Genomic DNA, 22,343 nt, shown 5'->3' on the forward strand with positions numbered 1-22,343 from the left:
ATAAATGTTTATCGCAAACCAAATCATACAAAAGCCTACGCAACCCGACTATCTTTTACTTTTGGCTGATTATGCAAAAACAACACTAAATTTTTTACGGTAGTCACTTTATTCCAATAGGGGTTCGCTTCCGGGCTTTCGGTGCTGATCCCTAATTTCTGCGCGATGTCTGCATACATATACTCCAGATCATCGGCGTCCATTTTATAAATTTCATCAAAACAATCATCAGCCTCAACAGGAAAAGGAATACCTTCGTACTTACCCGCCCACTCCTGAACATGGTTGTATACCTCGCGCATGATTTTGGTATCAACATTGCGATAATCAAATGATCGTGCGTAACGGCAAATATCGGAGTCACTGCGGCTTAGCGCAATGGAACGCATACGGTAGTGATGCAAAAAGGCAACGCATGAGCCGATAAAAATCAGAATGCCAACAATTACGATAACTTCCATTTTTTCATTTTCAGAATATTGGGTTTATTTACCACGTGTAGGTTGCTGGTGAGGAACGAACCGCAACATGACATTGTTTCCGGTTGCAGATTGAAAGTATCCGCGCGCGAGTTGCAGTAATTGTTAGGCTTTATTTAGCCTTAAAATTCAAAACCTCAAAATACCAATCTTGATCAGTAAATTCAGTTTTAGGCTCTACTGAATAGTAGGATATGAATTTATATTCAGAGTTTAATCTGATTTCAGATTGGAACACGCCGTCACGCTCTTGCTTTTGTACGGATGAAATTAGTTCGTGAATTCTATGCCCTTCACATTTGCTTTTTTTTCCAAGGCTGCCTTTTTTTGCCATATACACTTTGAGCGCGCGCAGTGCAAGTGCCTTTACGAACAGTTATTTTTTCAATCGTGTAGCCGAAAACACCACCATGTCGCAGTGTATAGCTATAGGATTTTGGTTCATTTAAAAGCCAGCTACTTTTTAGGTCGGCAAGCTGATCTTCGGAATATTCAGAAGCCCAACTAAAAGTACTAAACAGTAATAAAACGAAAATGGTGAGTTTCATAATTTCCTAACACATTTCATGAGCTGTCGTTCTTAACTCGCAGGTTTGCTCTGGTGTAAATCGTCGATAATTTAGAAGGCACCCGTAGAGCGTATAAACGATGCTATTTAAAGTCAGTTAACGGCCAAAAGCGGACCTTGTTCGCAGCTCAATAGCGGTCTTTGGAGTGTGATTTTAAGTGTCAATTAAAGGAGTTATTGGCACAGTCGCTTGTTAGCCTTAAGACTACTTCTTTGAATAAGAATTAAAAATAGATTGCCCTATCCTTACCAGAGCCTCATTGCGTTCAGAAAAAGATGCTTCTGTTTGCGCAATATATATACTTATGATTAAAGGGGGTTGAGCTTCTCCCCAAACAACAGCTGTAATACTTCTTGTTCCAAATCCTCCAGCCCCTGAACGATCAGCAATTTTCCAGTCTTCAGGCAATACTGAACGCAGTAAGTTACCTGTAACTTGATTGTTTATCATCCATTCTTTGAGTTGTAGCTGGCTTGGTTTAGAAAGAACCGGACCAAATAAAAGTGTATTTATCGTTTTTGTAATAGCGTTTGGCGTTGTTGTATCTCTAATATCATTAAGTAGTGCTTCATTTAGTTCTGGTTCAAAACGATCCAACCGTGTGACATCATCTCCAATGCTTCGAATGAAGTCTGTTATACCTTGTGTTCCAGCCACTGCGTTTATAATTATATTAGCGGCAGTATTATCACTCGTTTGCATTGTCGCTGCACATGCATCTTTAAGTGTTATTTCTTGGCCTACATATTTTTCTGTGATTGGCGAATAAGCTACTAGCTCGTCACTCTTGACCAATACAGTGCGGCCCAATAGTGCCTTATCACTTTCAGCGTCATGAAGCAATTTAGCGCAGGCGATAGTTTTAAAAGTACTCGCCAGCGGAACTCGCTCATTACCCTTATAATGCCAATGACCCCCCGTTTTGGTATTCAGCACAGCAACACCAATATGAGCGGATAGATTTTTCTCGATGAACTTAATTTCTTTTTCAACAGGAGTGTAATCGTGACTGATAGCAACTGATGGGATAGAGGTAAAAATTATCAATGAAAAAGTATGCAAATTGAAAAAATTTGAAAATCTCACACTTATAAATCCTTAAAGTTATTGTTCGATATTAATTTAGTGCAAATCGGCTTTCAGCGAAAAAGTCCAGTATCCGCTTTTGGCACATCGACTATTTCGGCCAATACCGGAAGTTGATACTCAATGAGGATGTGCATGGCAGCCTAACCTAACTACCATTTAGACTACATAACGAACACATGCTATCAAAGTGACTTCTATCCATTTGCTCAATAAGCAATAAAACATCCTGAGCCACGAAAGGGGCTTCAGCCAGTACAGACATATCGTGCGCTGGCTCAGGCATCAAACCATGATGTGAATATGTGTTCGTAAAACGCACTATTCTTTCTTTTTTAGATATGTCGAAGTTTATATCCCGTAGTTGCTGCGATAACTCCCCTGTTTTTCCTGGCTCTTTAAATGCTAGAAATGCCTCAAGCAATCTGCGAACGACATTTGGCAATGGGTAATATGTCTCCATGGGAAGAGCATCCGATTGAGTCGCACCTTGAATAACAACACTAAATAAATGGTGATATTCAGACTCATATTTCTTAAGCAGCTCATCAATCATTGTCAAATACGCCGAACGCTCACCATTTTGAAAATGGCTTTTTAGCATGTAGAATCTAACTTTGTTGGGGCGACTTTTCCCGATATATCCAAACCAATTTTTTATTTGCCTGAAAAAAGTAAAATTGTGAGTAAATATAAAAATTTGGCCTGCATCTTTGATGCGTTCCTTCATAAATCCAAAGGCGCTATATAGTGAATTGGAGTCCAAGCTCGAAACTGGGTCATCAATGACTACAATGCCATTTGCCAAATCAAAACTGGTGTCTTGCAGTGTTTTAAGGAAGTAGATAAATGCTACTGCGGTACGCTCCCCCTCACTTAAATGCAAAGCAGGCTCACCACGTCTTTTTATTTCATATCCAGTTTCATGCGGCACAAATTCAAGCTCGTTGCGGCCAAGATAAGCAGTCATGTCTCTAGTGAGCTCTTCCGCTGCGGGCTGATGTTGCCGAATAGAGCGTTCAAGATCAGTGACGCTCACAGCTAACTCACGCTGAGTTAGCATTGCTGAATCTTTGCTTTCTTGAAGGTTGGAAATAGAATTTAGCATTGCCCTATATTCGCTCAGAACAATAGCAACCTCATTGACTTCTAATGCGCGCCTTGCTTCCGTTTGCTGACTTTGAAAGCTCGATGTGAAATTATTGTGTTGATCGATTATGGAACAAGCTGTATCAAATGCCGCCTTGCCGGTTGCAACAAACGCTTCTGTTGCTACAGACAAAAAGACCTGCATAAGGCTTATTGCAAGGGTAGCCCAAGTTAAATCAGCCGGCAATGAAGTAAAGTACGTCTCTAACTTCAAAACTTTGAAAGGCTGACCTCTTTTAGCAATCAAGGCACTTTTTAATGACGATAAGTACACAGATACTTGCGAGGACTTAGAGGTGAAAATATTCACTTGCTCAATATAATTCTGGCGAAGATTTGTATAAAGCAAACCCTCTGCTGGCAACGTAGTTTTGGAAACCACATCAATGTAGCCATCTACCTGCGCAATAAGCAGATCTAACTCTTGTAGAAAATTAGAATAGGCATCGTTGAAATGCCCATCAAGTTGATTAATACGACTAAGTGGCAACGTTTGTTTACAGAAGTGGCAGATTTGCGAATTTGGATTACCTTTATGTAATACCAAACCATCACTAACCCATTTGGCTACTGCGGGCTTTTCTTGCAGCTCTTGAATAACAGTTGAAACGATCGAGCGACCAATTATTTCATTTACACATGTAGTTAGTTGTTTAAAATCAGGATAATTTTGAGTTGGCCGATCAATTAAATCCATTGCAGATGATCTAATTTTCTCTATATTTTCATTGCGAGCATCATCACTCAATGGCGCTACTAAAGCACCAACCAACAACTCATCAGCTCGAGCTCTAAAGCTACCTGCATTGTAATTGTTATAGGCACTACCGGGAGCGGTAAGCAATGTCTTAATTACTCTGGCTTTATCAGTGCGGAATTTTTCAATTGCAGAGTTTTCGTTAGTTAAATCACGAGTGTTTTCTGAAATCTGGGTATTAACTGCATTTAACTGTGTTTTTAGCTCCTCAATCTGACGCTGTGCATCTGCACTATCTTCACCGAGATAATAGACAGGAGGTAATTGTTCATTCGGTTGCTCAAAAACACTACGACTTATGAAATCCCTATTGAACACTCTAACTGGTGGAAGAGTATCGCTTCCAAAATTTTCGCCTTGGAGAGTAATATCCCCCTCAAGCAACAGGCTTATCTCGCCTTCTGTAATTGCTTGCCTACGTTCAATTAGTCTAAAAATATTAGAGAGAGTGGTCTTACCCACCCCGTTCCAGCCATATATAACGTTATGTTTGGCAAAATTCGGCAACATGTCTCCACTAGGCCAACTAAAGTCACGGAATATACGGTGGTTCTTTATTTTTTTGAATCTGAGAATAGTCATATACTTCCCTGCATTAGATTAATACAGATTATGTTAGCCAATATAGATTTGGGCCCCATTAGAAAATTCCTATTAAGTATCTTAAAATTTGTTACTCAACTTCCGCTTTGGGTACAACTAAGTCGATCTGGATACATTTGAAATGGTTTCAGGCCAATCACATCGCATAACGGCCATGCCATTTCTCGAAATAGCTGCCGCAGTATCTTTCGGGCATTGTCCATTCTTGTGCTTCCAGGTATTAATCCAACTGATTGCTTAACGATTAAGAATCCGAAGAAGCGCTAGCTACATCCGAGCGCTTTGACTTGTTAAATTTTAATGCTCATCCTCCGGGTGCTCATCAGGCACACCAGACCATTCCCAGCATATTGTTTCTAAGTCATCTACAACTTCATTAATAATTTCATCTGAAACAACGCCAGAAAACTCACCTTCTATTTCCTCTCTCGCATCATATGGCCCGCCCCATATATACTGGTATCCACCTTCTCGCGTTTCATACGGGCAACTCTGAGCGGGATCTTCATAATTGGAAAAGAACCAAGCCTTCATTTCTGCAATTTTTTCCTCTTTTTCAAGAGAGTTAAATCTTAGCGCTTCCCTCTTCTTTCGCTCGCGCATAGCTTGAAATAATTTATTAAACCTTTCTTTTCTCTTTTTTTCCGCAACAAGTGCCTCTTCGATGAGCTCTTGTTTCATTTTAAATATCTCTAGGAGCTTAGATAGTCGTATTATATGAAGCGTACTACCCGCGGTTTCTCTCCTAAACTCGTCAATTAATTCATATCGAGGAAGAAACTCTGAACCATTTGACTGATTCCACCAATCTGGTTTTATATCTTCGGTTACAAAAATAATGTCCTTCTTCTTTCTTGCTCCCAACTCGAGTAAGCTTAGCCAAATAGCTAAATCTCCAACTCCTCCATCATCTTTGTTAGAATCCTTGTAACCGGGAGGGATCTGTAGTAAAAACCGTCTTTCAAGCTCTTTAACTAAATCATCTTTTGATTTTGCGTGTTCAATCAATACATTAGGGTTGAATAGTTCTGAATATATTGAGCTAACGGGGTCACTCCATTCCCATGAGCGTATTGTACTAGCAAGCTTATCGATCGCTTTATAATAATTCTTCTCTACATTCTCTAACTCAGAAAAAGCTGCATCCAGTTCTTTCTTTTCATCTAAACTTTCGAGAATTGGATAGTTTAAATTGTTTTTTGATTTTCCAATTTTTCTTTGGAGAACAGAGTTGTATATTTCAGCCAATTTTTTGTTTCTATTTCTAGCAAATTCTCTAGCAACACGCTTAGGAATAAAAAACCTGTCATCGTCTATAAGCTGCTTATATAAACCCTTTAGCTGTTCGAGACCTTCGTTTCCCATTGAATAAGGCAATAGAAGAACATTCGTATCGAAAACAATCAGCGCACTTTCGTAACTATCATTCAACTTCTTGAAATGCGCTGTAAAAATACCTTCAGCATCAGGAAAGGCCTCTTCTAGCGCAAAGATGACCTGTTCTTTATTCGAATTTTGTTTTTTTTCGCTCATCGTGCATTTTATCTCACAGGAAATTTAACGTTGTGTTTGCAGTTTGCAGTTTGCAGTTTGCAGGTAGCGCATTGCGATAATTTCGCCTCCTACAAACTGTCAAATGGAGGCGCGAAGCGCAGTAAGGCGATGCTACCTTTGCTTGTTAAGCATGTGGTAGCTTACCGGCAATTATTGAAATTATTGCCGTGCCTAATATTATTAAAGTCAATTCGACGCTAGGAAAGTCGGTAATACTTAGAATGGATTTATAAAGAATATATAGACTACATGAAAGTATTAATGACCCTAGCGCTTTACTTGCCAGATCGAAAAATACTTTTTGATAAAGGTATCCACTTGAGAAACCAATACCCATAAGCGATATTAGTAAATCCCATAGGTCATAATCATCAGACGAATAGATAACCATTAGTATTAATGAAGCAATTGTTACTAGGGTGCCGTATGAATTAAATTGATCTTGTTTAGTGATGATACGATTCTCCAATTGATTTAACGTTGAGAGCGGGGGCGCGTTGTAAGTTGCGCATTGCAAAAAACTTTGCGCAGTAATTCGCCAAATGCGCAACTTTCAATGCGTCCAGCAAACAAAGTTTGCAAGCCTGTCGCGACGTGTTATAGATTTTTAGCCCTTAGCCCTTAGCCCTTAGCCCTTAGCCTTTTTGCTATTACATTGTTTGCGGAACAAATAGCGAAAGCCACTAAGAAACACGCAAAAAACGATTTAATGTAAATAAATAACGATTGTTGCCAGCCATGAAACTCTATGAATAATTCAACTTCACCAGCTTGAGTAGCTTCTTTTATCAGCGCACCACTATGGTAGAGATTCATAGAATGCGTGTCAGTGATGAAAAAATATAACTAAGGCAGCAACAACCCAAAAACTGTGCTTGTGGTTATTTTGGCCGTCATGTGCGGGCTTCCGTTCTATAACAGTTTATTCAAAAACCTAGGCCATATATTTAAAAAAGCCAGCTACTTTAAATAACCAGAATATACCTATCCATCAAAAGGTTAAATTGAGAAAAAGATAATCTGTAGATATACGGCTCAATAAATTCGGAAATATATGGCCAATCAAATTTAAAATCTCAACTTCCGCTTTGGGCACATTACTGTCCTTCAAACTGTTGCAATTCGTTAACTCAGTCTACGCGACCGGTCTCAACCCACAACCACCGATTTACCCCCAACAAACAACCAATCAAAGACTATCCTACAAGCCAGTGCCAACGCAAATTACACCCTATTACCACCCTACCCATTCACACCCCCTCAAAAAAAATCGAAAAAAAAGCCCGGCGCATTGGCCGGGCAAACCTGATGAACAAACAAAACAACGTTAAAACTGACTAATAAATAAGAGCGCTATTTTTATTATTGTTGCATTCAAACCATTGCAATTAGAACCGATTAAAGAAGTTCCATGCTCCAGAGCTGTAGAATGACGGCTGCGAATGCCCACCGTTGAACGAACACCAGACAACAGGTTTACCTACTGCACAGTTTTGATACTCCACGCAAGGCGATGGCTGCACAGGCACAGTCGTGTTAGAGCAACCGTTAGCTTTGAGATAAGCATCGCGTGCTTGAGCACCAGAGCTTTGGCTTACCACTGTGTCGTTATTGCCGTGCGCAATCCAGGCCGCCGTCGCTGAGCCGCTATCCACATGAGGCGTCAAGAAGGCACCGGATACAGGCGCGATAGCACGGAAGGTAGTTGGCAACTCGCGGCCTACTGCAAATGACATCATGCCACCGTAACTCCAACCGGTAGAGAAGATACGGCTTTCGTCGATACACAAGGATGATTTCAGCTGGGTTAGCATCGACTTCAAGAAAGCAATGTCGCGGCCGTTTTCATTCGTCCAACCGTCAGTACCGGCGGCACGATCAGGCGCCACGAAAATCGCAGTGTTGTTAGAGAGGCTTTTCATACCGTAGTAGCCTTGACCCACAACATCATTCGCACTACCACCACGCCAGTGCCAACCGAAGACCAACTTGTAGGGATTGTTCTGGTTGTAGTTGCTCGGGATATCCAACACGTATTCGCGGTTCAAACCGTTAACGCTAATGGTACGACGGCCATTGGTTAATTTAGCCGGTGCACCACAGCCAGCAGAGCCGGCACCAGTCGACGAACTGCTAGAGACCGAAGATCTGCTCGACGCGACCGAACTGCTTGAACGTGGCTCGCCAGTGACGCTACCGAAATTGATGTAGCCTTCGCAATGCAACCATTCGCTGGGCGCACCGCCACCGCAACGGTTATTACCCCAAGCGCCAGTGTTTTCTGTCTGCTCTTCTGCTTGACGGGTTACGCCATTAACGTTGACATAATCGATACGCACATCGGCATTGCCGCCATCATCATTGGCAAAGGTCACAACCACGTCGCCTAACAGAGCCGTTTCTACCGTGTAGTTGGTCATGACGGTGCTCAGCGTCCAGGACTGTACTTCAGTACCACCTACGCTGAGCGTGATGGATTCGGTCGCTGTTGTGCCAAGAGCACGCACGGTAATCGCGTTACGAGCACCGGTCGGAACAGATGATGCAGCCAGCGATGAAGCGGGGCGCGACGATGAACTTAATGCAACCGATGAACTCATTCGTGATGAAGACACAACGGCAGCTGACGAACTTGAACGCACAGAACTTACCGGTGAACTACTTGCAACAGAACTTACGGGAGCCGCTGAACAGAGGGTTCCATTAATTTGCGGACGCTCGGCCGTATTGCCGTTTTTAGTACCCTGAAAACCAAACGAAACCGATTGCCCCGCTGCAATGCTGCCGTTCCAACTCATGTTAGTTGCGGTGTACGGGTTGCTACCTGTTACATTGGCATTCCAACTATTGGTTACGCGGTTGTTAGGGTATTGCCAATTCACACTCCAATTATTGACGGTGGCGTTGGTGTCATTTTTTATAATAATGCTGGCAACAAAACCATTGCTCCATTCGTTATCAATTTGATAAGTACAAGCAGCCGATGCCGTTTGTGCCAGCACGGCAAGCGCAGCACCCATCGCAAAATTTAGTAATGGTTGTTCACTTTTTTTCAACCGCTGCGGACCGCGGCAATTTAATAAGTTCATCGTTTTTCTCCTTAACAGGGGACATTAAACAATCGCGACAGCGAGAAAATGATCGCGATACCGAATTTGGGGTTAGCTGACGATAGTTATTTTTTTATTGTTATTCTTATTCGTTGACGAGCACAAACAAGTAACAAACTCGTCGGTTGGTGAAGGTCAAATCCCCGCTTTGGATCTACCAAAGCGGGGAAGTAACGAGTGGCTAGCCGCGAAAATTATTTCTTCAGGCGCAACAAACCAAGTTTGTAAGGAATGGTGTTGTAATTACCGTCCGGGCTTGGACCTGCTTCACCTTGATACAAGAACTCTAAATTACAAGGATCAACAGTCAGACGTTCGTCGTAACCAGAACGAATCAATTCACCATGGCTAATACCGTTAGCCCATTTACCGGTTGGCCACTCCACGTTGCGATTACCGGCAAACGGATTCGCATCGGTATCCGCCAGCGCTGTCCATGGGCCATCCAAACTGGTTGAGGTCCATGAGCGGAACATGCGCGGACCACTTGGCCATGCTTCAACCATTAATAAATATTTATTTTGTCCATCGAGTTTGTACACATTCGGTGCTTCAAATAAATATTGGTTGCCGTTGCCGCGATGATCTTCCATCACAATTGAATAACCGGAGAAGTTGGGGAAATTGCCAATGGTGGTTTTAGACATGTAGAGCACACCGTCATCGCGCGAGAAGTACAAATAACAATGCGTGCTGTTACAAATTACCCAAAAATCCAACGCGCCAGATGGCTCACCTTGCAGCAATTTCTTTTTCGCAGTCCAGTTCGGCTTACTGATATCGTCGGTAGTTGAATAGGCACCAGCCCACTGGGTAATCAAATACCATTTGTTATGTGGACGGAAGTAAAACACCTGTGGCGCAACGCTATTACCTACGGTAGTACCGTTCATAGAAACATGCGGCGCTGCTTGAGCGTTATTCCAATCGGTGAAACTGGTGTACATGGATTTGTAAGCGGTATCGTAGTAGGTCGCGTACACATGATAGGTACCGTTGTATTTCACCACTGACGGATCTTTAATGGATTTCCAGTTTGCATTTTTTGGGCTGATCAACGGCCCGGTAGAAACCCATTGCAAAGGAGCTTTTAAATCACACACTTGACCCGAGCTGCTAGCACTCGAACTACTGGAACTGCTAGATACTTGGGTAACTTGTCCACCGATGGAAAAATCATCCGCGTAATAGCTGATACTGGTGTCAGTTGCTTCGATAATAAAATGCTGGAAGCCAGTGGTGCCCAGTTGCGTGTAGTAGCCTTGCAACAAACGCCACTCGGTCGATGAAGCAGTCACAGTAGCAACGCGAGTGTATTCGTTATAGGTAGACGTATCAGAATCTTCCAAACGTTTTGCAGTGAGGCTAACTACCGAGTCTGGTGTGCCCGGTGCAAGTTTCACCCACACAGCAACATCGTATTCATTGCCATTGGTGAGCGAACCTACGTTAAAGGTAATTCCGTTCCATGCAGCAGTACGCCCGGTAATTAACGCACTCGCAGATCCACTACGTTTATCCGTCGTAGAACGAGTTACCGTACCTGCCGTAGTACTCCAATTTGTTAAACCACTTTCAACTCCGCCATTTTGCGCAAAATTATTTGCCGGAACTGAATAGCCACTCGATGAAACCGCAACACTGCTCGCGCGTGAACTTGTTGCAGGGCTTGAGCTGGGTGCAACACTGGAACGCGGTGCTGAACTGGGTACAACACTGGAACGCGGCGCTGAACTGGGAGCAACGCTTGAGCGTGCAGCGGAACTTGCCACGACACTACCACCACACACGCTACCATTGACTACCGGGCGCTCAGCAGAAATTCCGCCTTTGGTTCCTTGAAAACCAAACGACACCGATTGGCCAACGGCAATACTACCGTTCCAGGACATATTGGTTGCGGTATACGGATTGCTACCGCTGAAATTGGCATTCCAGCCGCTGGTCATACGATCCGCGCTGTATTGCCAATTAACACTCCAATTATTTATCGCTGCACTTGTGTCGTTTTTAATAGTGATGCTGGCGGTAAAACCGTTAGACCACTCACTATCAATGGTGTAAGTACAGGCAGCAGATGCCATTTGATTAAAACCAAGCAGGCCTGCACCCAAGCCAATTACCAGGCAACTTTTTTGCAAAAATTGCGGCAGGTATTTGGCGGAGTATTTTTGCTTATTCATACTTTTCTCCGTAGTTAATAGAGTTCGCTAGAGTTTATAAAACTTGTTGTTTTGTTGACCGAGCCGATAATCTTTAGGGATTAATTCGATAGTAATCAAAGTCCACATAACCACCGGTGGACTGGGTGGCGTAGTTAAACAGCGCAAAGCGATACCCCATAAAATGCTTGAGGTCGTAAGTCATGCGCAGGGTGTTACCAATTACCGTCCAATTATTGCCATCCAGGCTGTAATAAAATTTCGCTTGATCCGTTTGATTAAGGAAATTCATATCGATGCGGAAATACACGCGGTCCTGGAACAAACCTATGCGCGTAATTTCTTGTGGTGTGCCGGACGTGGTATCCACCATCACAATGGATTTGTTGCCGTTGGATTTATTCACGCCGACAAAGCCGTAACGCGATTGCAATGCGCCCAAACCGGCGTAGTCACCGTCTTTCATGGCCGCGGTTTCAATCGCTATGCGTGCAGACGATTGCGGACCAAAGGTGCGTTGGGTGAGAGAGTTGCGCGCAACTTCAAAATTACTGGCAGTGCGTTTGTTGGTGAGCCGCATAAAGCCGGGGCGAGCCAGTAGTGACCAGGCTGAATTATCCGGGTTGTGGTTCCATTGCCATTGCAGTGGCAATACAGAAGAACCCTGTGCACCTTGATTAAATTCATCGCTTGTTACTATTCCACCGAGGCCTTTGTTTTCTACCGTGAAGCCCAATTTTTGCGGAACCTTGCCACCCACTCCCATTACCGGCCAACCGTCTTGCCAGCTCACCGGAACCAAATAGGGAATGCGGCCCACTGCGCCGGAATCGCGGAACAAATAGGCATACCAGTTACCTGTTGGGGTATCGATTAAACCACCTTGCGCTACACCTTGGTCTTGCAAGGCCACACGACCTTCATAAGGCCCAGTTAAATTGCTCGCGCGATAAATTAATTGCGTGCGTGATTTTCCGGATGGCCAGGTAATTAACGAAACGTAATAGCGGCCATTGATTTTTTGCAGGTGGGTACCTTCAGGGCGCACAATAAAATCGGTACCGGCTACCGCCGAGGATTTAGGAATTATCGTTTGGTTTAATCCACCGGACTTAATCGCAGAGGCATCTGCCGTCAGTTCGATAATTTTTATATCATCGATACCATAGGCCAAAAAGGCGCGACCATTTTCAAAGAACAGCGAGCAATCGTGATACAGGCCATTTAAAGCAGACACAGTCCAGGGGCCCTGTTCAATATTGGTGGTTTTGTAAATGTAGGTTTTGTTAGTGGTGTAGGAAAAAGTACTCACGTAAAAAATTCCATCCACGTAGCGAATGCTGCTCGCCCAGGAACCTTTGCCGTAAGCATTTTGCCCACTTTCCAAATTCAATGCGCTGGTGCTGCCCAGCGTGTTGTAGGCGTAATTCACCAATGTCCAATTCAACAGATCGGTAGATTTCATAATCGGAACGCCGGGGTTCATGTGCATGGTGGTACTGCTCATGTAATAGGTGTTGCCGACACGAATGACCGAAGGATCGGGCACATCTGCCCAAATATTGGGATTGCTCGCTTCAATTAAACTCACTGCCGAGGATGAGCTACTACTTTTTGATGAAGCCACCAGACTGCTGGAAGATTTTGAACTAACTGGCGCAACAGAGGATGCAACGAGAGATGAAACTGAAGATCGTACAGATGAAACAGCAGCAGATGAAATCGGTGTAGAAGAGCGAGCAGAAGAAGCCGGCGTTACATTGCCGCAGGGCGCTCCATTGAGCACAGGAACTTCTGCATTTGCCGCACCCTTGGTGCCCTGAAAACCAAATTCAACAGTTTGGCTCGGTTGAATGCTGGCGTTCCAACTTAAATTTGTTGCTGAATACGGATTACTGCCTGAAACATTGGCATTCCAACTATTGCTGATGCGATTGTCGCTTGCATATTGCCAATTTACTGCCCAGCCGTTAATCGCCGTACTGGTAGTGTTGGTAATTTTTATCGCTGCCGTAAAGCCATTAGACCATTGATTGGTAACCTGGTACTGGCAACCGGCATTCACATTCCATGCAACGGCGAATGCGAGACAGCCACTGGACATTTTTACGAGCCGAGCGAAAGCGCGAGCGCGTGTCTTATGGTAAGAGCGCATGGGAATTCTCCCTATTTTTTATTAAGGTGGGGTGTGTTTGACTTTTTTGTACGACTCATAAAAATCCATTTTTATGAGCCGTATTGAATGCTACTGCGTACTACTTTTTAATGTAGTTATTCAGCAACCAGGTCATGGCGGGGCGCGGAGTGCCGCTATCGGTCATCAGGCCCGAACCTTCGATCCAGGTTCTGCCATTGACATAACCCCAAATGGTGATGCCTTTAACGTGTGGGTGATCCCAGAACACTGGGAAGTGCGCCTGGAAGTTTTGCAACTGCACTTGATCATTGGTATCGCCAATATCGTATTCAGAAATATAGATGGGCACACCCAACTGATTCCAGATATTGTCAATTGCGGTTTTAACAGCAGCACCGGTCATACCTTTCAATTCGTGCGATTGCAAACCGACTGCATCAATATAACCGCCCTGTGCGAGAGGCTTGGCCAGTGCAATAAATTCATTGTGCTGCCAACGGATATTGTTGTAATCGTTCAGAATCAAAATTGAATTCGGGCAGTATTGACGAGCCAATTGGAATACGCGTTGAATCCAGTTGTTACCAAACGCTTTTTGCGCGTAACCCGCTGGTTGGTGTCCAGCAACCGCTTCGTTCACTACGTCGATCATCGCCGTGTCCGGATAGCGGGTGCAGTAATCGCGAATCCACTCTTCGATCTCTGCTGCAGTCTCGGTTGCACTCAGGTTGTTAATCCAGGATGGTGATTGTGCACCCCACACAAAGGTGTGCGCTTTTACTGGAATACCATGTTGACGAGCGTAGGCGTAAATACGATCTACCGGTGCCCAGTTGTACACATCACGCGTACCTTCTACAGAGCCCCACTTGCCTTCGTTTTCGCCGGTGATTTGATTCCAGTAGTTAGCGAAATCTGATCTCACTGCGCCAGAAGTAGTGATGTTACCGATGAATTTTTTGGTAGACGCGGCGCTGCTAGAGCTGCGTGAGCTGCTGCTTGGTACTTGCGTCACTTGACCGCCAATCGCGAAATCATCGGCGTAGTAGCTGACGGTAGTATCAGTCGCTTCGATGATGAAGTTTTGGAAAGCCGTTGATCCCGATTGAGTGTAATAGCCTTCCAGCAAACGCCATTCATTCGCTGATGCAGTTACAGTCGCAACACGCGTGTATTCGTTGTAGGTAGAGGTATCGCTATCGTCTACGCGCTTACCGGTCAGGGTCAGTACGCTGTCAGGAGTACCCGGTGCCAATTTCACCCACACATTAACTTCGTATTGGTTGCCATTGGTGAGCGTGCCTACATTAAAGGTCAACCCATTCCACGCCGCAGTACGGCCGGTAATTAATGCACTTGCGCTACCGCTGTGCTTATCAGCCGTTGAACGGGTAACGGTGCCTGCGGTAGTTCCCCAGTTGGTCAAGCCAGATTCAACCCCACCGTTTTGGGCAAAGTTGTTCGCCGGCACAGAGAAGCTGGATGCCGATGAAGAAGTCGCTGGTGCGCTGGAACGTGAACTGCTGGTAGCCGGAGTAGAACTGGGCGCAGCGCTTGAGCGACTGGAAGAAGTCACTGCAACGCTTGAACGTGAAGACGATGTCGCTGGTGCGGCGCCACACAGGGTGCCGTTAACCACTGGGCGCTCTACAGTGCCGCTGTTGGTGTTGCCCTGGAAACCGAACGAAATGGATTGGCCCGGCGCGATGCTGCCATTCCAACCCAAATTGGTTGCAGTATATGGATTGCTACCCGTGAAGTTTGCGTTCCAACCATTGGTCATACGGTTGCTGGCGTACTGCCAATTTACGCTCCAGTTACTTACCGCCGCCGCTGTGTCATTTTTTACGGTAATGCTCGCAACAAAACCGCTACCCCATTGATTATCAATATTGTAGGTACAAGCGGCGTTTGCAGCCTGTGATGCAATCGCCAGTGCCGCGCTTACCGCGACAAAGCTGCAACTGCGTTTAAAGACTCCGCCACTGTTCCGGCTGGAATTGGTTGGGTGATTCATGGTTTTTATCTCCGCTAGTGGTCATAAAATAACTCGCGTTGCGCTGAAAAATGCCCGGTCCAAAGACCGGGCCAATTCAGGACTGACTACAGCCACACAGGGCGTGTGAACTGTTGATTTACAACGGGAGTTGTAACTGGGTGTGCTTCCCTCACTAAAACAACTGGATTAGTTTTTATATAAAGGACTTCTGATGTAATCGGGCGAGCGCTTTGAGAGCTTTAATCGCATTTATTGTTATGGGTAGAGTTGCGAGCCCGCCGAACTTTGGAGAGAAATTCAGGGTTCGCACAAACCGGTGCAAAACTAACTAAATCCCAACGTAAAGATTTGTGTTTTTGAAAGGCTTTTTTGAAAACTGCAGAAAGTTGAAGAGTTTTTGTAATTAATTAAATGTTGCTTGACGCTTAAAAAAGCATACTGTGATGCGCATCGCTTTTAATGATCAAACCAGTTCCACTGAACAGTTTAACCACTTTTTTACTGCTGAAAAAAAAGGCCGCAGCGAGCAGGATGCGACCTTTGCGACTGTACTGTTTTAGCTTACTTATACAGGCTCGTCAGCGTGTGACTGAGTCAACGATTTAAACGTTTTTGGAGCGCAGCCATATTCTTGTTTAAATAATTTATTGAAATAGGTTACGTTGTTGTAACCCACGGAATAAGCAATTTCTGACACGTTGGCGTCTTCATTTTCTGCCAGCAAACGCGCCGCTTCCGTGAGCCGCAGTTTGTTCAAATAGCTGCTAAAGGTCAAACCAAGCTCTTCCTTTAACAAATCATTTATTTTTGTGCGGTTAATTCCCAAACTGGCGGCAGCCGCATCCAAACTCAGATCAGCACTTGCATACTCGGTCGCCATGTAACGTAACAAGGCACTCTTCTCTTTATCTTTCTGCGGCTCTATCGACAATTTTTTGTACGCGATTAACGGCTGATCTTGCTTAACTCGCGCACGCAATTCTGACGTCAAAACTTTGATGTAGCGACGAATAAGCACAACGCCGAAGACGATCCACAACAGCACACTAATCCCGGCCACCGCATACAGATACCGGAAATCACGCCCCCCCAGTTTCACATCGGTCAATTTGACCCTTGACACTGTGTTAAGCGGACTTTGCAACGAATTGACCCACGCAAAGCCCATCACCTTATCGCGTCGGTAACCGGTATCGCTAAATTCGAAACCATAGCGACCCAACCACCAGTGCGGAGTATCCAGATCGGCCAAATTAATACTGACATCCGCCCAATGGCTATCGCAAGAAAACGCAGTAGAGGAAACGCGACGCGACGCCATGTTGTTCAGATCGGTGACTTTCTCATCAAAACTAAATAACACCAGCATCAATACATTTTTGGGGTCGCACTGGATTTTGAATTGGATATCGGAGTAGCGCGATAAATCCGCCTGAACGAAAGACTGAATTGCATCAACAAAATAAAGCGAATAATGGGTGTAAGGAAAGGGAGTGTTGGAATCAAGAAAGAATTCATACTCCACAGTCCCCACTTCATTTTTTACGGTCAGCCGGGTGTTCCCAACCGGTGTTTTTGGTTCCGTAGCCGACGCCCACAGCAAACTGGCATCACGTGCGGGAAACAGTGAAACACTCAAATGCGACTTTACAAGCCCACCATAAACAAGCGCGAGGGTTAGCAGCACCAGTGCCAAAAACGCCAAGACTGCATTGCGATAAAACTTCAACATAGCTGATCAACCAAGCAGATTCGTAGGTAATTGTTTTTTGCCGACTCTGGTTGAGATGCGCTCGCCTGCCTGGCAAGGTTGAACCACGGGAACCGCCGGAACGGTCATGACTATTAATGGTTGTGGTTGCTATCCGCATTATTCTCGTTATGGTTCGGATATTGCCCCCCTGAAAATGGCCCGCCCTTTTCGTGGGGTATGCTTATATCATGTCATACTGTAAGACATATCGGCAATGAGCCCATTTCACAGCCCGCAAGAATTTTTATTCATATAGGGCGCCAGGATGCGGCGACTAACCGGGTAAATCGTTTCGATATCGCCGCTCAATCTGCTAATATGCGCGCCTTTTTTTCGTTTCCGGCCCGGTTTTCGGGCCTACACTTGAGCGTTAACGCAATCGGGCAAATGATATGGCAAGAAAAGTTGCAGTGATTATGGGTTCCAAGAGCGATTGGGCCACTATGCAGGCGGCGGTCGAGATTCTGGAACAGATGGGCGTGGAATATCACACCGAAGTTGTATCGGCCCATCGCACCCCGCAAAAGCTCACTGAATTTGCTGAGTCCGCAGTCGATAACGGCTATGCGGTGATTATCGCTGGTGCCGGCGGCGCCGCCCATTTGCCCGGGATGGTTGCTGCCCACACTCGCTTGCCAGTATTGGGTGTGCCCGTACAGAGCAAGGCGCTGAGCGGCGTTGATAGCCTTTATTCCATCGTGCAAATGCCTAAAGGTGTTGCCGTGGGTACCTTGGCGATTGGGGTTGCCGGTGCATTTAATGCTGGCCTCTTGGCGTGCCAAATTCTAGCCGTGACAGATGCGAGCCTGGCTGCGAAGATCGAGCAATTCCGCCAGGATCAAACACAGGCAGTGCTGGACAACCCCGATCCGCGCGATCAATAAGCTGAGCGAGGGTTTTATGAGCCAACGTATTTGGATTTTGGGCGCAGGCCAATTAGGTGCCATGCTGAAACATGCAGGCATGCCGCTGGATTTGGATGTGTGCCCCGTCGATATAAATGAAGCTACTGCGCCAGCATTAGCGGCCAATGACCTGGTGACCGCCGAACGTGAGCAGTGGCCGGAGACCCTGGTCACCAATGCCCTTGCGCAACACACCCGCTTCATTAATAAGAATGTCTTTGGCCGTTTGGCGGATCGCAAAACCCAAAAAGAGTTAATCGACACCCTCGGTATAGCCACTGCCCCTTGGCGTAATGTCGCCGGAGATATCACCGCCAATGAACTGCGCGATCAGCTGGGCGAGCGCGTGCTACTCAAACGTCGCACCGGTGGTTACGACGGCAAAGGGCAACACTGGTTGCGCACCGACGATGACCAGGTACCTGAAGATTGGCAAGGCGAAGCTATCGCCGAACAGGCTATCAACTTTGACGAGGAAGTATCTCTGGTTGGGGTGCGCAATGCTGCCGGCGACTGCGTTTTTTATCCGCTTACGCTCAACCTTCATTTGAACGGTATTCTCTACGCCTCTGTTGCCCCCCTCGCCCGCTTGCAAGCATTGCAGGCGCAGGCCGAAGAGATGCTCGGCAAAATTCTGAATGCCTTGGATTACGTCGGTGTTATGGCGATGGAAACCTTCCGGGTTGGCGACAAACTACTTATCAACGAGTTGGCCCCGCGCGTGCACAACTCCGGCCATTGGACCCAGGCCGGCGCCAGCATCAGCCAATTTGAATATCATCTGCGCGCTGTAGCCAACATGGCGACGCCGGAGCCACAAGTTGTAGGGCAGAATGTCATGATTAACCTGATCGGCACCGACTATAACCCAGCTTGGCGCGACCTTTCTTGTGCCCGCACCTATTGGTATGGCAAGGAAGTACGGCCGGGCCGTAAAGTGGGACATATCAATATTGTGGGCAATACGGTCACCGAAGTGCGCGAAACTCTGGTTTTACTGGGGGATTTGCTGCCCGACCAGCATTATTCGCAAGCCATTGAATGGAGCCTGGCGGCGCTGGAGTCGCTCTAAGACTCGCAGGCCGGAACCCGCTCAACAGATTGCAGCCTAAGGTCTAGTCAGCCAAGGATCCTTTTTGTTAGATTTGGTTAATCTTTGCATCATTGCCTGGGGGGCCTGTGGTAACGTCCGCCCCCCGGATCATCACAAGGAACCTGCCGATGCTCACTCTCCATATTGCCAACAAAAACTACTCGTCCTGGTCGCTGCGCCCCTGGGTATTAATGCGCGCGCTCAACATTCCTTTTATCGAACAGATACATCCGCTGGAAGTTGGCACCAGTTGGGCAAGCTACCGCAGCTTCTCCCCCACGGGGCGGGTACCCTGCCTGGTTGATGGTGAACAAACCGTTTGGGATTCCCTCGCCATTACCGAATACCTTGCTGAAACCTATCCCCTGGTGTGGCCCACCGATAAAAGTGCCCGCGCCTGGGCGCGCTCGGTCAGCGCCGAAATGCACTCCGGCTTTCAAACCTTGCGCAATACCTGCGGTATGAGCTGCGGCCATCGCGTTCAATTGCATGCAATGAGCCCAGCACTGCAAAAAGACATAGACCGTATTAACGAAATTTGGAATCAGGGCCTCGCCAAATTTGGCGGGCCCTTTTTAGCAGGAAAAAGCTTTACCGCTGCGGATGCTTTTTTCGCTCCAGTCGCCTTTCGCTTTCAAACCTACGGAATACCTGCTACTGGCGCAGCGGCCGGTTACTTGCAACAATTACTTGCGCTACCGGCAATGCTGGAATGGTATGGCGCCGGCCTGAAAGAAACCTGGCGCGAGCCAGATCATGAAACTGAAATTCTCGCCGCAGGAAAATTGATTGCGGATTTGCGTGTAGGGGGTTGATGGACAATGGAGACCGAACTGGATTACGAAATCACTATTACCCACCTAGGCAATCATTTGCATGTGAACGCAAAAGGATTAGGTAGCTACGAAGGCGCGCTGGATATGTGGCAGCAAATCGCGCAGGCCTGTGAAAAACACCAGTGTTACAACATTCTGGGTGAACAATACCTATTCGGCACCCTGAGCACCCACGAAGCCTTGAATTATCCCGCTTTATTTAAAAAAGCAGGTATTACCAACAAACACCGGGTCGCCTGGGTGGATAAAAATCCGCGCACACGAGAAATGACCGAATTTATTCGCAATGTATTGGCCAATCGGTTGATTGGTAAAGGGCGCCTTTTTACTGACGTCGACACAGCCAGGCAATGGCTACTCAATGCCATAGCAAACGACGAGCAATAACTAACCCCCCTTTTCCCGCTGCTCTGCAAAAATGCCGCGCAGATCCCTGCAAACTCCGCTTTTTGACAAAAATCCTGCCCCTTACTAAGGTTGATAATAAAGGCGCTTCCTGGAAGCGCCTTGTTAATTCATACCTGTAGCTATTTCAAACCTATAACTAGCTCACACCTAGAAAGCATTCGGCCTAGGTCTATCTAGCCTCTACACCTTTTGGCCCCAAGGAGCATTCCATGTTTCAAAATATGAAAGTCGCCATGCGCTTAAGCCTGCTGGCGGGGACCTTGGTATTACTGATGATTCTGATCGGCATATTAGGAATTATGGGAATGCGCGATGCAAATCACGGAATGCACACAGTTTATGTGGATCGCGTTGAGCCCATGCGCGATCTAAAAGAAGTAATCGATAATTACGCGCTGATATTAGTGGATGTCCCGCAAAAAACTGTAAAAGGCATAATCAGCCCGCAAGAAGCATTAAAAATTACCCGCGAAACATTGCCCGCCACCGACAAAATTTGGGAAGCGTATTTACGAACCTTTTTAATTGATGACGAGAAAAAACTCATCAAACAAGCAGCGCCACTGATTGAACAGACCCACAAACAATTAGCAGATCTGCAACGTTGGTACTCCGATAACAACGTAACGGCTATTAACAACTTTACCCAAACCGGCATCTACCCGATATTTGATCCGCTCAACGAAGTTTTCACAGCGCTCAATAAATTACAAGTCCACGTTGCGAAAGAAGAATACGAACGCTCAACCCACCGTTACGAAAGCACGCTCACCATTAACACCAGCATTATTATTCTCAGCATATTGATCGCGATTACGCTGAGCTATTTAATTACCCGCAGCCTTATCCAGCAATTAGGAGGCGAACCCAATTACACCGCCAATGTAATTTATCGCATTGCGGAAGGTGATTTATCGGTGAAGGTAAATATTCATCACAAGGATCAGAGCAGTATTCTGTTTGCCATTCGGCAGATGGTCAGCAAGTTATCTGAAATTATTGGCGACGTTCGCTCCACCGCCGATTCACTCTCCTCTGCGTCCGAAGAATTAAGTGCAACGGCGCAATCACTTAGCCAATCTGCAACACAGCAAGCAGCTAGCATTGAAGAAACCAGCGCATCCATGGAGGAAATTACCGCGTCCATCAGCCAGAATAATGACAACGCCAAGGTAACTGACAACATCGCCAGCAAGAGCGCCAAAGAGGCCAACGATGGTGGCACCGCAGTGAAAAACACAGTGGATGCTATGCGCAAAATCGCCGAAAAAATTAGCGTGATTGATGACATCGCCTATCAAACTAATTTACTTGCTCTCAACGCGGCGATTGAAGCCGGGCGCGCCGGTGAACATGGGCGCGGCTTTGCCGTCGTAGCCAGCGAAGTGCGCAAGTTGGCGGCACGCAGCCAAGCGGCCGCCAAGGAAATTGGAGAGCTCGCAGGAGGCTCGGTGAAATTAGCCGAGAGCGCAGGCAAATTACTGGATGAGATTGTTCCGGCCATTAAAAAAACCGCCGATCTGGTACAGGAAATTTCTGCCGCAAGCGATGAGCAAGCCATGGGCGCGAATCAAATCACCATTGCCATTTCACAAATTAGTATTGCCACCCAGCAAAACTCATCATCCGCCGAAGAGCTTTATTCAACCGCTGAAGAACTTACCAATAAAGCCACGCAATTACAGCAAACCATGGAGTATTTTACCTTGCAGTAAAACCTATCCAACCCAATTAAAAAAGTCG

The 22,343-nt window shown here is 46.0% G+C and carries 15 protein-coding genes; 5 read left to right on the forward strand and 10 right to left on the reverse strand.

The window, feature by feature from the left end:
• Positions 1-35 precede the first annotated feature (35 nt).
• The 10 genes from D0C16_RS10925 to D0C16_RS10970 all read right to left on the reverse strand — a co-directional run bounded on the left by D0C16_RS10925 (position 36) and on the right by D0C16_RS10970 (position 17,337).
• On the reverse strand, positions 36-461 hold the full coding sequence (locus tag D0C16_RS10925) for a hypothetical protein (RefSeq protein ID WP_151032418.1): 426 nt from the start codon (positions 459-461) through the stop codon (positions 36-38).
• Between the two features lie 311 nt (positions 462-772).
• On the reverse strand, positions 773-1,027 hold the full coding sequence (locus D0C16_RS10930) for a hypothetical protein (protein ID WP_151032419.1): 255 nt from the start codon (positions 1,025-1,027) through the stop codon (positions 773-775).
• 225 nt (positions 1,028-1,252) lie between these two features.
• Positions 1,253-2,110, reverse strand: coding sequence for a class A beta-lactamase (gene bla / locus D0C16_RS10935; protein WP_370458219.1), 858 nt, complete (start codon positions 2,108-2,110; stop codon positions 1,253-1,255).
• Positions 2,111-2,282: 172 nt separating this feature from the next.
• Complete coding sequence (locus D0C16_RS10940; RefSeq protein WP_151032420.1) at positions 2,283-4,622, reverse strand: AAA family ATPase; 2,340 nt, start codon at positions 4,620-4,622, stop codon at positions 2,283-2,285.
• Positions 4,623-4,940: 318 nt separating this feature from the next.
• Positions 4,941-6,176, reverse strand: coding sequence for a PIN domain-containing protein (locus D0C16_RS10945; protein ID WP_151032421.1), 1,236 nt, complete (start codon positions 6,174-6,176; stop codon positions 4,941-4,943).
• A 1,409-nt stretch (positions 6,177-7,585) separates the two neighbouring features.
• On the reverse strand, positions 7,586-9,286 hold the full coding sequence (locus tag D0C16_RS10950; protein ID WP_151032422.1) for a cellulose binding domain-containing protein: 1,701 nt from the start codon (positions 9,284-9,286) through the stop codon (positions 7,586-7,588).
• 215 nt (positions 9,287-9,501) lie between these two features.
• A complete protein-coding gene (locus tag D0C16_RS10955; protein WP_151032423.1) occupies positions 9,502-11,490 on the reverse strand; it encodes a non-reducing end alpha-L-arabinofuranosidase family hydrolase in 1,989 nt (662 codons plus the stop codon).
• Between the two features lie 73 nt (positions 11,491-11,563).
• Entirely contained in the window at positions 11,564-13,624 is a 2,061-nt protein-coding gene (locus tag D0C16_RS10960) for a cellulose binding domain-containing protein (RefSeq protein WP_151032424.1), read from the reverse strand.
• Positions 13,625-13,724: 100 nt separating this feature from the next.
• Positions 13,725-15,623, reverse strand: coding sequence for an endo-1,4-beta-xylanase (locus D0C16_RS10965; RefSeq protein ID WP_151032425.1), 1,899 nt, complete (start codon positions 15,621-15,623; stop codon positions 13,725-13,727).
• Between the two features lie 547 nt (positions 15,624-16,170).
• The gene (locus tag D0C16_RS10970) at positions 16,171-17,337 is read right to left on the reverse strand and encodes a helix-turn-helix domain-containing protein (protein ID WP_151032426.1); all 1,167 of its coding nucleotides are present in this window, start codon (positions 17,335-17,337) and stop codon (positions 16,171-16,173) included.
• A gap of 413 nt (positions 17,338-17,750) precedes the next feature.
• Between D0C16_RS10970 and purE the strand changes: the two genes are divergently transcribed.
• The 5 genes from purE to D0C16_RS10995 all read left to right on the forward strand — a co-directional run bounded on the left by purE (position 17,751) and on the right by D0C16_RS10995 (position 22,315).
• Positions 17,751-18,242, forward strand: coding sequence for a 5-(carboxyamino)imidazole ribonucleotide mutase (gene purE / locus D0C16_RS10975; protein WP_151032427.1), 492 nt, complete (start codon positions 17,751-17,753; stop codon positions 18,240-18,242).
• Positions 18,243-18,258: 16 nt separating this feature from the next.
• Positions 18,259-19,335: a 5-(carboxyamino)imidazole ribonucleotide synthase gene (gene purK, locus D0C16_RS10980; RefSeq protein ID WP_151032428.1), complete on the forward strand. Its 1,077-nt coding sequence runs from the start codon at positions 18,259-18,261 to the stop codon at positions 19,333-19,335.
• A gap of 149 nt (positions 19,336-19,484) precedes the next feature.
• Entirely contained in the window at positions 19,485-20,171 is a 687-nt protein-coding gene (locus D0C16_RS10985) for a glutathione S-transferase family protein (protein ID WP_151032429.1), read from the forward strand.
• A 6-nt stretch (positions 20,172-20,177) separates the two neighbouring features.
• Positions 20,178-20,579: a hypothetical protein gene (locus tag D0C16_RS10990; protein WP_225318984.1), complete on the forward strand. Its 402-nt coding sequence runs from the start codon at positions 20,178-20,180 to the stop codon at positions 20,577-20,579.
• A 230-nt stretch (positions 20,580-20,809) separates the two neighbouring features.
• The gene (locus D0C16_RS10995; RefSeq protein ID WP_151032430.1) at positions 20,810-22,315 is read left to right on the forward strand and encodes a methyl-accepting chemotaxis protein; all 1,506 of its coding nucleotides are present in this window, start codon (positions 20,810-20,812) and stop codon (positions 22,313-22,315) included.
• Positions 22,316-22,343 lie beyond the last annotated feature (28 nt).

It is taken from the genome of Cellvibrio sp. KY-GH-1 (assembly GCF_008806975.1).
Classification (GTDB): Bacteria; Pseudomonadota; Gammaproteobacteria; order Pseudomonadales; family Cellvibrionaceae; genus Cellvibrio.

Excerpts from the sequence above, each read along its gene's own strand:
- D0C16_RS10925 (WP_151032418.1), bottom strand. The coding sequence starts at position 461 with ATGGAAGTTATCGTAATTGTTGGCATTCTGATTTTTATCGGCTCATGC.
- D0C16_RS10930 (WP_151032419.1), bottom strand. The coding sequence starts at position 1,027 with ATGAAACTCACCATTTTCGTTTTATTACTGTTTAGTACTTTTAGTTGG.
- D0C16_RS10940 (WP_151032420.1), bottom strand. The coding sequence starts at position 4,622 with ATGACTATTCTCAGATTCAAAAAAATAAAGAACCACCGTATATTCCGT.
- D0C16_RS10945 (WP_151032421.1), bottom strand. The coding sequence starts at position 6,176 with ATGAGCGAAAAAAAACAAAATTCGAATAAAGAACAGGTCATCTTTGCG.
- D0C16_RS10950 (WP_151032422.1), bottom strand. The coding sequence starts at position 9,286 with ATGAACTTATTAAATTGCCGCGGTCCGCAGCGGTTGAAAAAAAGTGAA.
- D0C16_RS10955 (WP_151032423.1), bottom strand. The coding sequence starts at position 11,490 with ATGAATAAGCAAAAATACTCCGCCAAATACCTGCCGCAATTTTTGCAA.
- D0C16_RS10960 (WP_151032424.1), bottom strand. The coding sequence starts at position 13,624 with ATGCGCTCTTACCATAAGACACGCGCTCGCGCTTTCGCTCGGCTCGTA.
- D0C16_RS10965 (WP_151032425.1), bottom strand. The coding sequence starts at position 15,623 with ATGAATCACCCAACCAATTCCAGCCGGAACAGTGGCGGAGTCTTTAAA.
- D0C16_RS10970 (WP_151032426.1), bottom strand. The coding sequence starts at position 17,337 with ATGTTGAAGTTTTATCGCAATGCAGTCTTGGCGTTTTTGGCACTGGTG.
- purE (WP_151032427.1), top strand. The coding sequence starts at position 17,751 with ATGGCAAGAAAAGTTGCAGTGATTATGGGTTCCAAGAGCGATTGGGCC.
- purK (WP_151032428.1), top strand. The coding sequence starts at position 18,259 with ATGAGCCAACGTATTTGGATTTTGGGCGCAGGCCAATTAGGTGCCATG.
- D0C16_RS10985 (WP_151032429.1), top strand. The coding sequence starts at position 19,485 with ATGCTCACTCTCCATATTGCCAACAAAAACTACTCGTCCTGGTCGCTG.
- D0C16_RS10990 (WP_225318984.1), top strand. The coding sequence starts at position 20,178 with ATGGAGACCGAACTGGATTACGAAATCACTATTACCCACCTAGGCAAT.
- D0C16_RS10995 (WP_151032430.1), top strand. The coding sequence starts at position 20,810 with ATGTTTCAAAATATGAAAGTCGCCATGCGCTTAAGCCTGCTGGCGGGG.